The sequence below is a fragment of the Streptomyces sp. NBC_00620 genome (assembly GCF_026341825.1).
Lineage (GTDB): Bacteria > Actinomycetota > Actinomycetes > Streptomycetales > Streptomycetaceae > Streptomyces.
In genome coordinates this window covers 3,388,067-3,401,227 of the sequence record NZ_JAPENY010000001.1, presented here as the reverse complement: position 1 = coordinate 3,401,227, position 13,161 = coordinate 3,388,067, and the positions used below count along the sequence as shown (strand labels likewise).

General features: G+C 71.9%; 12 protein-coding genes. 7 read left to right on the top strand and 5 right to left on the bottom strand.

Features of this window, described 5'->3' with window-relative positions; translation table 11 throughout:
- The first annotated feature begins 317 nt into the window (after positions 1-317).
- From OG246_RS15730 to OG246_RS15720, 3 genes are all read left to right on the top strand, one after another.
- Positions 318-1,256: a GNAT family N-acetyltransferase gene (locus OG246_RS15730; RefSeq protein ID WP_266461853.1), complete on the top strand. Its 939-nt coding sequence runs from the start codon at positions 318-320 to the stop codon at positions 1,254-1,256.
- 17 nt (positions 1,257-1,273) lie between these two features.
- The gene (locus OG246_RS15725; RefSeq protein ID WP_266461851.1) at positions 1,274-2,074 is read left to right on the top strand and encodes a sugar phosphate isomerase/epimerase; all 801 of its coding nucleotides are present in this window, start codon (positions 1,274-1,276) and stop codon (positions 2,072-2,074) included.
- Between the two features lie 166 nt (positions 2,075-2,240).
- A complete protein-coding gene (locus tag OG246_RS15720; protein ID WP_266461849.1) occupies positions 2,241-3,563 on the top strand; it encodes an MFS transporter in 1,323 nt (440 codons plus the stop codon).
- 15 nt (positions 3,564-3,578) lie between these two features.
- Here the strand turns inward: OG246_RS15720 and OG246_RS15715 are convergent, their stop codons facing one another.
- Entirely contained in the window at positions 3,579-4,163 is a 585-nt protein-coding gene (locus tag OG246_RS15715) for an alpha/beta hydrolase (protein WP_266461846.1), read from the bottom strand.
- 50 nt (positions 4,164-4,213) lie between these two features.
- Here OG246_RS15715 and OG246_RS15710 point away from each other — a divergent pair, with 50 nt between their 5' ends.
- Positions 4,214-5,152, top strand: coding sequence for a LysR family transcriptional regulator (locus OG246_RS15710; RefSeq protein WP_266461843.1), 939 nt, complete (start codon positions 4,214-4,216; stop codon positions 5,150-5,152).
- Here the strand turns inward: OG246_RS15710 and OG246_RS15705 are convergent.
- Both OG246_RS15705 and OG246_RS15700 read right to left on the bottom strand, forming a co-directional pair.
- A complete protein-coding gene (locus OG246_RS15705) occupies positions 5,145-5,789 on the bottom strand; it encodes a GNAT family N-acetyltransferase (protein ID WP_266461840.1) in 645 nt (214 codons plus the stop codon). The two genes, OG246_RS15710 and OG246_RS15705, sit on opposite strands and share 8 nt — an antisense overlap.
- A 106-nt stretch (positions 5,790-5,895) precedes the next feature.
- On the bottom strand, positions 5,896-6,417 hold the full coding sequence (locus OG246_RS15700) for an AAA family ATPase (RefSeq protein WP_266461837.1): 522 nt from the start codon (positions 6,415-6,417) through the stop codon (positions 5,896-5,898).
- Positions 6,418-6,473: 56 nt separating this feature from the next.
- On the opposite strand from OG246_RS15700, the gene hemC reads away from it, so the two are divergent.
- Positions 6,474-7,409 carry a hydroxymethylbilane synthase gene (gene hemC / locus OG246_RS15695; RefSeq protein WP_266461834.1) on the top strand — a complete coding sequence of 312 codons (936 nt, stop codon included), beginning with the start codon at positions 6,474-6,476 and terminating at the stop codon, positions 7,407-7,409.
- Positions 7,410-7,504: 95 nt separating this feature from the next.
- Here hemC and aroA read toward each other — a convergent pair whose 3' ends face one another.
- Together aroA and OG246_RS15685 are read right to left on the bottom strand one after the other, a co-directional pair.
- Positions 7,505-8,740 (bottom strand): 3-phosphoshikimate 1-carboxyvinyltransferase, encoded by a 1,236-nt coding sequence (gene aroA, locus OG246_RS15690; RefSeq protein ID WP_266461831.1) that lies wholly within the window; start codon positions 8,738-8,740, stop codon positions 7,505-7,507.
- Between the two features lie 4 nt (positions 8,741-8,744).
- Positions 8,745-9,665 carry an EamA family transporter gene (locus OG246_RS15685; RefSeq protein WP_266461828.1) on the bottom strand — a complete coding sequence of 307 codons (921 nt, stop codon included), beginning with the start codon at positions 9,663-9,665 and terminating at the stop codon, positions 8,745-8,747.
- Positions 9,666-9,776: 111 nt separating this feature from the next.
- Between OG246_RS15685 and OG246_RS15680 the strand changes: the two genes are divergently transcribed.
- Both OG246_RS15680 and OG246_RS15675 read left to right on the top strand, forming a co-directional pair.
- A complete protein-coding gene (locus tag OG246_RS15680; RefSeq protein ID WP_266461825.1) occupies positions 9,777-10,712 on the top strand; it encodes a LysR family transcriptional regulator in 936 nt (311 codons plus the stop codon).
- A 474-nt stretch (positions 10,713-11,186) separates the two neighbouring features.
- Positions 11,187-13,022 carry a glycoside hydrolase family 3 protein gene (locus OG246_RS15675; RefSeq protein WP_266461823.1) on the top strand — a complete coding sequence of 612 codons (1,836 nt, stop codon included), beginning with the start codon at positions 11,187-11,189 and terminating at the stop codon, positions 13,020-13,022.
- The last annotated feature ends 139 nt before the right edge of the window (positions 13,023-13,161 follow it).

Sequence of the window (13,161 nt, the reverse complement as noted above, 5' to 3'; positions counted from 1 at the left end):
GCAAGCCCCCACGCACCCGCAGCCGCCGAAGCACGCGAGGGGCCGTGTCGGTACATCAAATGCCCGCATCCGGACGGATCCAAAGCAGACGGCACCTTCCATCCTCACAGTCGATCCGTCCGGATGCGGGCGGATGTACCGGCGCGGCCCCGACCCACCCCCCGGCGGCAAGCGCTGGACGTGCGGCCGCCGCCCCTTCCAGCGCACCCGCGGCCGAAGGGCGCAAACCCGTGGACGACGGGCCGAACGCGGCTTACGCTCGACTCAGGAACCTCTGACTGAGTCAACTATCCAGACCCGACCACCCGGGGCAGATCATGACCGTCCAGGACATCCGCTCCTTCAACCGCTTCTACACGAACGTCATCGGCGCACTCGACTACGGCCGCCACCTCTACGCCCCCTACACGCTCACCGAGTCCCGAGTCCTGTACGAACTCGCGCACGCCTCGCACACGGACGCCGCCGACCTACGAGCCGAACTCTCCCTGGACGCGGGTTACTTGAGCCGCATCCTGAACAAGTTCGAGCAGGACGGCCTGATCGAGCGCGCCCCGTCCGAGAAGGACCCGCGGCGCCGTCGCGTCACACTCACCACCCGGGGCCGGGAGGCCGCCGCCCTGCTGGACGAGCGCGCGCGGGAAACCGTCGGCTCGCTGCTCGCCACGGTGCCTCCGGCCGACCGGCCACGGCTCGCGGAGGCGATGCGCACGGTGCGCACGATCCTGGGCGACGGCAAGGGGCAGGCCCCCCGCCGCGAGGACGTCGTCCTGCGCGAGCCCGGCCCGGGCGACCTCGGCTGGATGGTGCAGCGCAACGCAGCGCTGTACACGGCGGAGTACGGATGGAACGCGGACTACGAGGGCCTGGTGGCGAGGATCGTCGCCGACTTCGCCGAGGACCACGACCCGCACCTGGAGCGGGTGTGGATCGCGGAGCTCGACGGCCGGCCGGTGGGCTGCGTGATGTGCGTACGGGACGACGCGCCCGGCGCCGCCCGCCTCCGCCTCCTCCTCGTGGAACCGGAGGCACGCGGGCTGGGCATCGGCGACCAACTGGTCACAACCGTGGCCGACTTCGCCCGCGGCGTCGGCTACCACGAACTCGTCCTGTGGACGAACGACGTCCTGGCCGCCGCCCGCCGCCTCTACCAGCGCCACGGTTTCGTCCTGGTCTCCGAGAAACCCCACCGCTCCTTCGGCGCGGATCTGGTCGGCCAGGACTGGCGCCTGGACCTGCACGGCAACGGTGAGTGACGGGTAGTGTCCACTTCATGAAGCTGGCCTTCTCCACTCTCGGCGTCCCCGGCCTCCCCGTCGCCGACGTCGTACGCCTCGCCACCGCCCACGGCTACCACGGCGTAGAACTGCGCGCCCACCCCGAGGAACCGGTGCACCCCGGTATCGGCCCGGCCGAACGGGCCGACGTGGCCGCGGAGTTCAAGGCGGGCGGGATCGAGATCCTGGGCCTGGCGGGATACGCACGGGTGGCGGCGCCGGGCGACGACACCGCCGTACTCGCGGAGATCCGTGAACTCCTGGACCTGGCAAGGGACTTGGGCGCACCTTTCATCCGCGTCTTCCCGGGCGCGGGGACCGACCAGAGCCCCGAGGAGGCGGACGCCACGGCGGCCCGGCGCCTCGGCACGGCGGCGGAGTACGCCACCGAGGCGGGCGTACGGATCCTGCTGGAGACGCACGACTCGCACCGCACGGGCGCGGACGCGATCCGTGTCCTCGGCCCGGTCGGCCACCGGCAGGTGGGTTCGCTGTGGGACGTCATGCACACCTGGCTCGGCGGCGAGCAGCCGTCGTCGACGTACGCGGCACTGTTCCCGTACCTCGGGTACGTCCAGGTCAAGGACATCGCGTCCGCCGAGGACACGACCCCGCTGCCGCTCGGGGCGGGGGTGCTGCCGCTCACCGAGTGCGTGGAGCTGCTCTCCCGCGCGGGCTGGGACGGCTGGCTGTGCTGGGAGTACGAGAAGCGCTGGTACGAGGAGGCCGCGCCGCTCGCGGGGCTGCTGGGCCCGGGCCGCGAACACCTCGCACGGCTGCTCAACGAATCGGCGTAGCCGCTCCCGGGCGTCGGCGTAGCCCCCCCCGGGGCATCGGCGTAGTCGGGCGACGGGCGGCCGCGGCCAGGTAATTGATTGGCCGCACCCGGGGACGAGAGGTTAGCCTCCGCCCGGTGAATCCACCCGCGCGCCCTGCCGCCCTCACCCCCGCCCTCCCCCTCTCATGAACCTGCTGTCCCGCACGCTGCTCGACGTCCGTCCGCTGCGCACGTCCCCCGCCTTCCGAAGGCTGCTGATCGGGCGGACGGTGTCCATGTTGGGCGCCATGATGACCATGGTCGCCGTCATGTACCAGGTCTGGCAGATGACGCACAGCACGGTATGGACCGGTGCGGTCGGGCTGGCGCAGGCGCTGCCGATGGTGGCGTTCGGGCTGTTCGCCGGTTCGCTGGCCGACCGGCGGGACCGGCGGCAGATCTACCTGGTGGGCACCGTCGGCCAGGCGGCCGTCTCGCTGCTGCTCGCAGTGCAGGGGTTCCTAGGCAATGTGCCGGTGGCCGGCGTGCTCGCGCTGGTCGCCGTGCAGTCCGCCTTCGGCGCGGTCGGCGGCGCCGCGGCGGGCTCGTTCGTCCCGCGCCTGCTGCCAAAGGACCAGGTGGGAGCTGGGCTCGCGCTCAACCAGGTCTCCTTCCAGGGGACGATGCTGGTCGGCCCGGCGCTCGGCGGACTGCTGGTGGGCTGGCTGGGCGTCGGCGGCTGCTATCTGCTCGACGCGCTGAGCTTCGGGATGGCCTTCTACGGCGCTTTCGGCCTGCCCAAGCTGCCGCCCGAGGGCGAGCCCGCCCGGGCCGGGCTGCGCGGGGTGGCGGACGGGCTGCGTTTCCTTGCCGGGCACCGGGCGGTGCGCGGCGCGCTGCTCACCGACCTGGCCGCCACCGTGCTGGCAATGCCGATGAGCCTGTTCCCGCTGGTCAACGCCGAACGTTTCGGCGACAACCCGCGCACCCTCGGCCTGTTCCTGTCCGCCGTCGCGGTCGGCGGCATCACCGCCTCGGCGCTGTCCGGATCCGTCACCCGCCTCAACCGCCCGGGCCTGGTGATGCTGTGCGGCGCGGCGACCTGGGGGACCGCGCTGGCCCTGTTCGGCCTGGTGACCAACCCGTGGGCGGGCCTTGGCCTGCTGGTCCTGGCCGGCGCCGCCGACACGACCTCCGTCATCTCACGCAGCACGATCGTGCAGACCCATACGCCGGACGCGCTCCTCGGCCGGGTGACGGCCGCCGAGCAGATAGTGGGCCAGGCCGGGCCCAACCTCGGCAACCTGCGTGCCGGCCTGGTCGCCGGGTGGACGTCCGGCGTGACCGCACTGGTCAGCGGCGGCGTGCTGTGTGTGCTCGCGGTAGCCGCGGTGGCCGCGACCACGCCGGAGCTACGGGGCTCCGAGTCCGCCGGGTCCGACGAACCCGGCACGCCACACGAGCCCAACGAACCCGGCACGCCCAACGAGCCCGACGAGCCTCCCGAGAAGAACGTCGCCGTCAGCTGAGCCTCCAACCCGGCCCTACGCCGGCCGAGCCGTGAACTTCGTCGAGCCGTCGAGGCACCAGTCCAGTACGGCAGGCCAGGACCCATACCCGGCGACCAGGTCAAGATGCCCCACCCCCGGGATGATCTCGGTGGGAATGCCCAACGGATCCCCATAGACGGCGAGCGCACCCTCCGGGCAGTACGGATCGTCGTCGCCCGCCACCAGCCGCGTGGCCCCGGGCAGGGCGAGCGGAAACGCGGGCGGGGCGAACGCCACGACCTCAGGGAACCCCAGGAGTACAGGCCCGGACGGCGGCCCCACGAGCAGCACCCGGTCGACGTCGAGGCCCGTGACACCGCGGGCGACCGCGTGCAGCCACAACAGAACGGACGCACTGTGGGCGATCACCACGCGCTCCCCGCCACCCGGAAGCCCTTCGAGGTGACGGGTCAGCTCCGCCAGCCACACGTCCAGATCCGGGTCGTCGGGGTCGGGCAACTGCGGGTACACGACGAGGTGCCCGAGCTCGGTCAGCCGGTCGGACAGCCAGTGCTGCCAGTGGTCGTGCGGCCGGTGGTTCTGCCAGCCGTGGAGAATGAGGAAGCTGCGGGAGGTCATGGGGTGATGGTTTCCGATCACTGGTACGACGGTCCAGTTAATCTTTCGGAGTGGAACAGGTAAGCGAACCCTTCACTGTCGACCTCCGCCGCCTCACCGTCCTGCGCGAACTCCAGCGCCGCGGCAGCCTCGCCCGGGCCGCGGAGGCCCTGCACCTCACGCCCTCGGCGGTCTCCCAGCAGATCGCCGCACTCGCCCGTGAGGCGGGCGTCCCGCTGACCGAGCGGGACGGCAGAGGCGTACGGCTGACCGGTCAGGCCCGGGTACTGCTCGCGCACGCCGATCTCATCGCCGCCCAACTGGAGCGTGCCCGCGCCGACTTGGCGGCGTACGGAGAGGGCGGCGGGCGCGCGTCCGTGACCATCGGCGCACTCTCCAGCGGCATCCTCGGCCTCCTGCCCGGCGCACTGAGCCGCCTGGCCGAGCGCCTGCCCCACGTCCGTATCGACGTCGTCGAGGCCCAGCCGCCCGACCTGTTCACCGCCTTGGACGCGGGCCAGGTCGACGTCGCCGTCGCCGTGGACTTCCCGGCCACACCCCCGCACACCGACCGCCGCTACGCCCGCACCGACCTGCTGACCGACGTCCTGGACCTCGCCGTACCGGCCGGCCACCGCCTCGCCGGCCGCGACCGGGTCGCCCTCCGCGACCTGGCCAGGGACCCCTGGATCGTCGGCGACGCCGACAGCTGCTGCGGCGCGGTCGCCCGCACGGTCTGCGCGGCGGCCGGTTTCACGCCCGACATCCGCCACGCCGTCAACGACTGGGCCGCACTCGCCGCCCTGGTCGAGGCGGACCAGGGAGTCGCCCTCGTCCCCCGCATGGTGCGACCCCTGTACGCCCACCGCCGCCTCACCCTGCTGACCACCGACGGAACACCACCGTCCCGCAACGTCTTCATGGCCTTACGAACGGGCTCGGAGAGCGACCCCGTACTGACCGCCGTACAGGAACAACTACGCGCTACGGCAGCAGAGTTGGTCAGCTGAGCAGCCCGCCGCGCACCCCCGGGATCACCGCCAGGCGGTCCTCCAGCCGCACCCGGCACTGCGGCCACTCCGCCGTCGTGACCGAATAGATCGCGGAGTCGCGGAGGCGGCCGTCCTCGCCCGGCGCCCATGAGCGGGACCAGTTCCGCAGCACGCCCTCGAAGCGTGCCCCCGTGCGCTCGATCGCCGCGCGGGAACGGCTGTTGCGCGCGTCCGTCTTCAGGTCGACGCGTGCCACGCCCCACTCCTCGAAGGCGTGCCGGAAGAGGAGGAACTTGGCCTCGGTGTTCAGCCCCGTCCCCTGCGCACGGGACGAGAGCCAGGTGAACCCGACCTCGATGGCGTCGAGTTGATCGTCCGTACGCCAGCTCCGCGGTTCCCAGAACGAGGTCGCGCCGACGGCCCGCCCGGAGGCCCGGTCGATCTGCGCGTACGGCGCGAGCTTCCCGGTCGCGGCCCGACCGAGCTGCGCGTCGATGTACGCGTCCACCTCGTCGGCCCTCGGCACCCACGTGAACGCGTACGTGCCACGGTCCTCCTCCGCCGCCACCGCGAGGTCGGCCGCATGACGTCGGTCCAGCGGCTCCAGTCGCACGAGCGCACCTTCGAGAACCGGCCCCTCCAGCATGAAACCCAACGCCCGACACTCCTTCGCGCAAGCCTGTGAAGTCCGGGAGAGTCTCCCCCCACACACCTGCACCCGTCGAACGAAATACCAGGCACCCGGGCTCAGCGGCGTCAGCTCACTCGTCGCCCAGACCGGCGATGACGAGTTCCGCGACCCGGGAGGGCGGGATGCCGGTGGTGTCGACGGTTTCCGCCTGCTCGCGGAGCCAGGGCAGGGCGCGTCGGTAGTCGGTGAGGTGGTCGAGGCGCCATTGCCGGGCGCCGATGCTGTCGGGGTCGGTGTCGGTCTCGATGCGGTGGACGAGGGTGTCGTCGTCGGTGTGGAGGAGGTAGTGGCGTACCGGGATGTCCGCCTTCGCGAGGCCCGTGCGGATCTCGTGCCAGTACTCCTCGTTGAGGACTGTCTGCGGGACGACGAGCGTGCCGCCCACGTGGTCCAGGACCTGGCGCGCCGTCTCGACCACCAGCCCGCGCCACGGTGGGAAGTCCTGGAATTCTCGCGGCTGCCCGAGGACGTGCCACAACATGTAGCCCACCTGTTCGGGGTCGAAGAGCCTGGACTCCGGTATGCGGGCGGTGAGTTCCTTGGCGGTGGTGGTCTTGCCCGCGCCGAAGGTGCCGTTCAGCCAGAGGATCATGGCGGACGAGCGTACGTGGATCCCGGTGCGGGTGTCAGGCGGTTACCGTGGATGCCATGACCGTCCCGGAACTCATCCGTATCGTCTCCCGCGACTCGCCGATGGCGCTGGCCCAGGTGGAGCGGGTCCGAGCCGAACTGGCCGTGCTCCACCCCGGCATCCGCACCGAGGTCGTCCCCGTGAAGACGACCGGGGACAAGTGGATGGGCGATCTGGCCCAGGTCGAGGGCAAGGGGGCGTTCACCAAGGAGGTGGACGCCGCGCTGCTGGCGGGCGAGGCGGATCTCGCGGTGCACTGCGTCAAGGACATCCCCGCGGACCGGCCGCTGCCGGCCGGGACGATGTTCGCCGCCTTCCTCGCACGGGACGACATCCGCGACGCCCTGATCCACCCCGGCGGGCTCACCCTCGACGAGCTGCCGCCGGGTACCCGGATCGGCACCTCCTCCGTGCGTCGGGTCGCGCAGCTCGCCGCCTCCCATCCGCACCTGGACTGTGTGCCGTTCCGGGGGAACGCCAACCGGCGCCTGGCGAAGCTGGCGGCCGGTGAGGCGGACGCCCTGCTGCTCGCGGTGTCCGGCCTCGAACGCATCGGGCGAACGGACGTGATCACCGAGATCCTGTCGCCCGAGACGATGATGCCGCCGATCGGCGCGGGCATTCTGGCCCTGCAGTGCCGGGAGGGCGACACGGCCGTGATCGAGACCGTCAGCGACCTCGGCGATCCGGCCACCCACCGTGAGGCCACCGCCGAGCGCATGTTCCTGCATGTCCTCCAGGGCCACTGCAACTCACCGATCGCCGGCTACGCGAAGTCCGAGCGCAGCGGCGAACTGTCCCTGCGGGCCTGCGTGTTCACCCCGGACGGCAAGACCGTGCTCAACGCCCACGAGTGGGCGGGCCGCCTCGACCCCGCGACCCTGGGCACGTCAGTGGCCGTTGCCCTGCTGCGCCAGGGGGCGCGGGAACTCATCGACAACATCCCCCACTGAGCGCTCCGCTGGAATTCCGGTGCGTCGCCTGCGGGTTCGTTGTGGCTGGTCGCGCAGTTCCCCGCGCCCCTATGGGGCGCCATCACCGGAGCCCCTCAGCTCGTCGCGCCCGCCCACGCCGCGAACGCCTCGTGGAACCCCGGGAACGTCTTCCGTACGCAGCCGGGGTCGTCGAAGGAGATGCCGGGCGCCCGAAGTCCGGTCACCGCGAAGGACATGACGATGCGGTGGTCGCCGTATGTCGTGACCGGAGCCGCGGCGACGGGAGTGCCCGGGTGGATCTCGATCCAGTCCGGGCCCGTCTCCACCCGGATCCCCAGCCGCCGGAGGTTCTCCGCGCAGGCCTCCAGGCGGTCGCACTCCTTGACCCGTGTGTTGGCGACGTCCTCGATGCGGACCGGGCCCGAGGCGAAGGGGGCGAGGGCGGCGAGGGTCGGCATGGTGTCGGAGATGTCGCGCATGTTGACCGTGAGGCCGCGCAGCTCGCCGGTGCCGGTGACCGTCGTACGGTCGGAACCCACGTCCACGCGCGCGCCCATCCGCCGCAGTACGTCCACGAAGCCCAGGTCGCCCTGGAGCGCGCCCTCCCCCAGGCCCTTCACCGTGACCTCGCGGCCGGTCAGCGCGGCCGCCGCGAAGAAGTAGCTCGCGGTGGAGGCGTCGGGTTCGATGGCGTAGGTGGTGGCGCGGTAGCCGCCGGGCTCGACGACGAAGACGTCGCCGTCACGTCGTACGTCCGCCCCGAACGCCCGCATCATCGCGAGCGTGATCTCGACGTACGGCGCCGAGACCAGGTCCGTGACCGTGATGCGCAGGCCCTTGCGGGTCAGCGGGCCGAGCAGAAGCAGGGCCGTCAGGTACTGCGAGGACTGGCCCGCGTCGAGGACCACGTCACCGCCCTCGACGCCCGCCGCCGCGATCCGCAGCGGGTGGTGGCCCTCCGCCTCCTCGTGCCGGAGGTCGACGCCGAGGTCGCGGAGCGCGTTCGTCAGCGGGGCCAGCGGGCGGCGGCGCATCTGCGCTGAGGCGTCGAAGCGGTAGGTGCCGTGGCCCGCTGCGGCCAGGGTGGGGAGGAAGCGGGCGGTGGTCGCGCCGTCCCGGCAGTACACGTCCGCCTCCGTGGCCGCGGGGCCCTGCGGGCGGCCGTCGACGTGCCAGGCGTCCGGGGTCCGGCCGACGCGGTAGCCGAGCCGCAGCAGGCCCTCGGCGAAACCCTCGGTGTCGTCCGAGCGGAGCGGGCGGGTCAGTGTGGTGACACCGTCGGCCGCCGCGGCGAGGAAGAGGGCGCGTGCGGTGATGGACTTGGAACCGGGAATGTCGACTGCGGCCATGGGGTCATGCTGGCTCCTTGACCTGCCCCGGCGCTGGAACGTCCGCCAAGTGGACCCTCGCGCTCCGGCTCTTCCCCGTCGCCAGCGAGGTCAGGCCCACCCCTCCCACCAGCAGTGCGGCCGCTCCCCAGCGCAGCGGACTGATCGACTCGCCGAGGAAGACCGCCGCGGACGACATCCCGAAGACCGGGACCAGGAGGGAGAAGGGGGCCACCGTGGACGCGGGGTGGCGGTGCAGCAGCCAGCCCCAGGCGCCGAAGCCGAAGACCGTGGTGATCCAGGCGACGTAGACCACGACGCCCGCGCCCTGCCAGTCCAGGGCGCGCAGCGCGGCGAGGTCGCGGGACGGGCCCTCGGCGAGGAGGGAGAGGCCGAGCAGGGGCAGTACGGGGACGGCGCTGACCCACACCATGAAGTTCAGCGCGTCCGGTGGGGACGCCTTGCGGGTGAGGACGTTGGACAGGCCCCAGCAGGCGGCGGCCGCGATGACCAGGGCGAAGGCGCCGAGGGGGCCGGCCGCGCCCTCGTCCACGGCGGCCAGGCACACCCCGCAGAGTGCCACCGCCATGCCCAACAGCCGTACGCCGGTGAGGCGTTCGCCGAGGAACGTGATGGCGATCAGCGCGGTGAACACCGCCTGGATCTGGAGTACGAGGGAGGACAGGCCGGCCGGCATGCCCGCGTCCATGCCGATGAAGAGCAGGCCGAACTTCGCGACGCCCAGTACCAGGCCCACCGCCACGATCCACTTCCACGCCACCTTCGGGCGGCCCACGAAGAAGACCGCGGGCAGGGCGGCCACCAGGAAGCGGAGGGCCGAGAAGAGAAGGGGCGGGAAGTGGTCGAGGCCGATCTCGATGACCGTGAAGTTCACGCCCCAGACGGCGGCGACGAGGACGGCGAGGACGGTGTGGGTGGGTCGCATGGTTCGAGCATCGGGCTTGCGCACCGTGTAGCACCAGCGCGGATATCTGCATGGTCGGATGTAGCGATGCTTACGTAAGGTGGCTGCGTCGCCGCACCCCCGGGAGTCCCCGTGCTCGATCTCCAACGCCTGCGCGCCCTGCACGCCGTCTCCGTCCACGGCACCGTCGGTGCCGCCGCGGCCGCGCTCGGGTACACGCCGTCCGCCGTCTCCCAGCAGATCGCGAAGCTGGAACGGGAGACCAAGACCGTACTTCTGGAACGGCAGGGGCGGGGCGTACGGCTCACCGAGCAGGCGCATCATCTGGCCGCCGCCGCACAGGAGTTGCTGTCCATCGTCGAGCGCACCGAGACCGAGCTGGAGGAGCGGCGGGGGCTGCCGGCGGGGCGGCTGACTGTGGCCGCGTTCGCGTCGGCGGCGCGGGGGCTGCTGCCCGGCGTACTCGCGGATCTCGCGCGGCGGCATCCGGCGCTCGACACCCGGCTCAGCGAGGTCGACCCGCACCTGTCCATCGGGCTCGTCGCCAAGGGAGCCGTCGACCTGGCGGTCGTTCACGACTGGGACATCGCGCCGCTGCCGACACCCGAGGGGGTCGACCAGGCGGTGATCGGGGACGACGAGTGTTCTCTGCTCGTGCCCGCCGGGCATCCGTTCGCCGGGCGGGCCGCCGTGCGGCGGGAGGAACTCAAGGGCGAGCGGTGGATCTGTCAGCCGCCCGGACGGGTCTGCCACGACTGGCTGTTGCGCACACTTCGCGCGGCTGGGTGCGAGCCGGACATCGTCCACCAGGCCGAGGAGAACCCCACGCTTGTCGCGCTCGTCGCGGCGGGGCTCGGCGTGTCTCTCATTCCCCGGCTGGGGCGCGGGGCGCTGCCCGACGGGGTTGTCGAGATCGCACTCGACCCTGTGCCTGCGCGGCGGCTGTACGCGCTGTGGCGTACCGGTGCGGCGCGGCGGCCCGCTATCGCGGAGATGGTGCGGACGTTGCAGGGGCACTGGCCGTCCGTGTCGGACAGGGGTCCGGCCGAGGCTCTGCTTGCCGGTTGACCGGCGTTGGGGCTGGGGTCGGGTGGGTCGCGCGGCCCGGCGCTTGCGGGGTGCCGCTGTGCCCACCCGTGCCGCCCCTAGCGGCACGCATGCCCACAGCGAGGGCGGTTGCAAGCGGCACGCATGCCCACAGCTGGGACGGTTGCATGCCCACAGTTGTCTCCTCCGTCCCAACTTCCGGGGTTCCGGTGAATCCGGGGAACCCGGATCCCCGTCGGCCCGTCCAATCCGCACGCTGTCGGATGAGTCTCCGCAGAGCGGTGTCGGCATCGCTGCTGGCTGCGAAAGCTGACTTACCCTCTCCGCCGCCTGCGGCCGGCAGCATGTCGTCACCGGCGCGCCCCCCTCCAACAGCGCCGGTGACGACCCCCACCGCGATCCGCCGCGCGTCAATGCGCACACCCTTGACTGGAAGAAACTTCCCGGATATTCGTGACTCCTCGGAAGTTTCCTTCATGAGGGAAGGAGCGCCACGTGCGCGACTCCAGCACGGGAAGCACCACCCCCAGCAGGACCAGACCGTCCAGACGTACCGTTCTCGCCGCCACGGCGGGCGTCACCGCCGCCCTCGCCACCGGCACGAGCGCGTACGCCGGCCCACCCGACGACAAGGAACTCCGCGCCCTCATCTCCCGTATGACGCTGGAGGAGAAGGTCGGACAGCTCTTCGTGATGCGGGTGTACGGCCACTCGGCGACCGCGCCCGACCAGGCCGACATCGATGCCAACCTCAAGGAGATCGGCGTCAGGACGGCCGCCGAGCTGATCGCCAAGTATCGCGTCGGCGGGATCATCTACTTCGCGTGGGCGCACAACACCCGTGATCCGCACCAGATCGCGGGCCTTTCGAACGGGATCCAGCGGGCCTCCCTGGAACAGCCCCGCGGCCTGCCCGTCCTCATCTCGACCGACCAGGAACACGGGATAGTGGCACGGGTGGGCAAGCCCGCGACGCTGCTCCCGGGTGCGATGGCCCTGGGTGCGGGAGGCTCGCGGGGCGACGCCCGTACGGCCGGCCGGATCGCGGGCGCCGAACTGCGCGCGCTCGGCATCCGCCAGGACTACGCCCCGGTCGCCGACGTGAACGTGAACCCGGCCAACCCGGTCATCGGCGTACGTTCCTTCGGTGCCGACCCGGACGCCGTGGCGGAGCTGGTCGCCGCCCAGGTGAAGGGGTATCAGGGCGCGGACGTCGCGGCCACTGCCAAGCACTTCCCGGGGCACGGGGACACCGCCGTCGACAGCCACTACGGCTTCCCGGTCATCACGCACAGCCGGGAGCTGTGGGGGACCCTCGACGCCACGCCCTTCCGGGCCGCCATCCGCGCCGGCATCGACTCGATCATGACCGCGCACATCATGGTCCCGGCCCTGGACGACTCCGGTGACCCGGCCACGCTCTCGCCGGTGATCCTCACCGGCATCCTGCGCGGCGAACTCGGTTACGACGGGCTCGTGGTGACCGACTCGCTCGGCATGGAGGGCGTACGCACGAAGTACGGCGACGACCGCGTCCCCGTGCTCGCCCTCAAGGCCGGTGTCGACCAGCTCCTCAACCCGCCGTCCCTCGACATCGCCTGGAACGCCGTCCTCAAGGCCGTACGGGACGGCGAGCTGACCGAGGCCCGCCTCGACGAGTCGATCCTGCGCGTCCTGCGTCTCAAGTCGAAGCTGGGGCTGCTCAGGGACCCGTACGTCACCGACGCGGGTGTCGACCGCTCCGTCGGCACGGCGGCGCACCTCAGGGCCGCCGACCGGATCGCCGAGCGTACGACGACGCTGCTGGTCAACAAGGACGACCTGCTGCCGCTCTCCCGTCGCCGCTCCCCCAGGGTGCTGGTCGTGGGCGCCGATCCGGCCTCCCCGTCCGGCAGTGACGGACCGCCCACCACGGTCCTCGCCAGGGCCCTCACCGAGCTGGGCTTCACGGCGACGGCACTGTCCACCGGGACGGCGCCCTCGGCCGCGACGATCGCCCGCGCGGTCACGGCGGCCGACGAGGCGGACGCGGTGGTCGTCGGGACGTACAACGTGTCGGCGACGAGCTCCCAGAAGACCCTGGTCAGCCAGCTTCTCGGCACCGGCGTCCCGGTGATCGCGGTCGCCGTCCGCAACCCGTACGACGTGGCCCAACTCCCGGATGTTCCGGCCTACTTGGCGGCGTACTCCTGGACCGACGTCGAACTGCGGGCGGCGGCCCGGGTGATCGCGGGCCGCGCGGAGCCGCGGGGCGAGCTGCCGGTGCCGGTGCAGCGGGCGGACGATCCGACGCAGGTGCTGTATCCGATCGGGCACGGGTTGACGTATTAGACGTACGCCGCACACCCGGCGCACCCCACCCAAGTGGCGCAAAGCCCCCCACATGCCTGGCGTGGTCCGCTGTCGCGGGTCACGCTGGGCAGGGGTACCGGGGGGATTGCCAATGCGAGCCATGCGGGGTGCACATACC

Coding starts and splice junctions, on each gene's coding strand:
- OG246_RS15685 (WP_266461828.1), bottom strand. CDS start 9,665: ATGCGACCCACCCACACCGTCCTCGCCGTCCTCGTCGCCGCCGTCTGG.
- aroA (WP_266461831.1), bottom strand. CDS start 8,740: ATGGCCGCAGTCGACATTCCCGGTTCCAAGTCCATCACCGCACGCGCC.
- OG246_RS15725 (WP_266461851.1), top strand. CDS start 1,274: ATGAAGCTGGCCTTCTCCACTCTCGGCGTCCCCGGCCTCCCCGTCGCC.
- OG246_RS15720 (WP_266461849.1), top strand. CDS start 2,241: ATGAACCTGCTGTCCCGCACGCTGCTCGACGTCCGTCCGCTGCGCACG.
- OG246_RS15715 (WP_266461846.1), bottom strand. CDS start 4,163: ATGACCTCCCGCAGCTTCCTCATTCTCCACGGCTGGCAGAACCACCGG.
- hemC (WP_266461834.1), top strand. CDS start 6,474: ATGACCGTCCCGGAACTCATCCGTATCGTCTCCCGCGACTCGCCGATG.
- OG246_RS15730 (WP_266461853.1), top strand. CDS start 318: ATGACCGTCCAGGACATCCGCTCCTTCAACCGCTTCTACACGAACGTC.
- OG246_RS15700 (WP_266461837.1), bottom strand. CDS start 6,417: ATGATCCTCTGGCTGAACGGCACCTTCGGCGCGGGCAAGACCACCACC.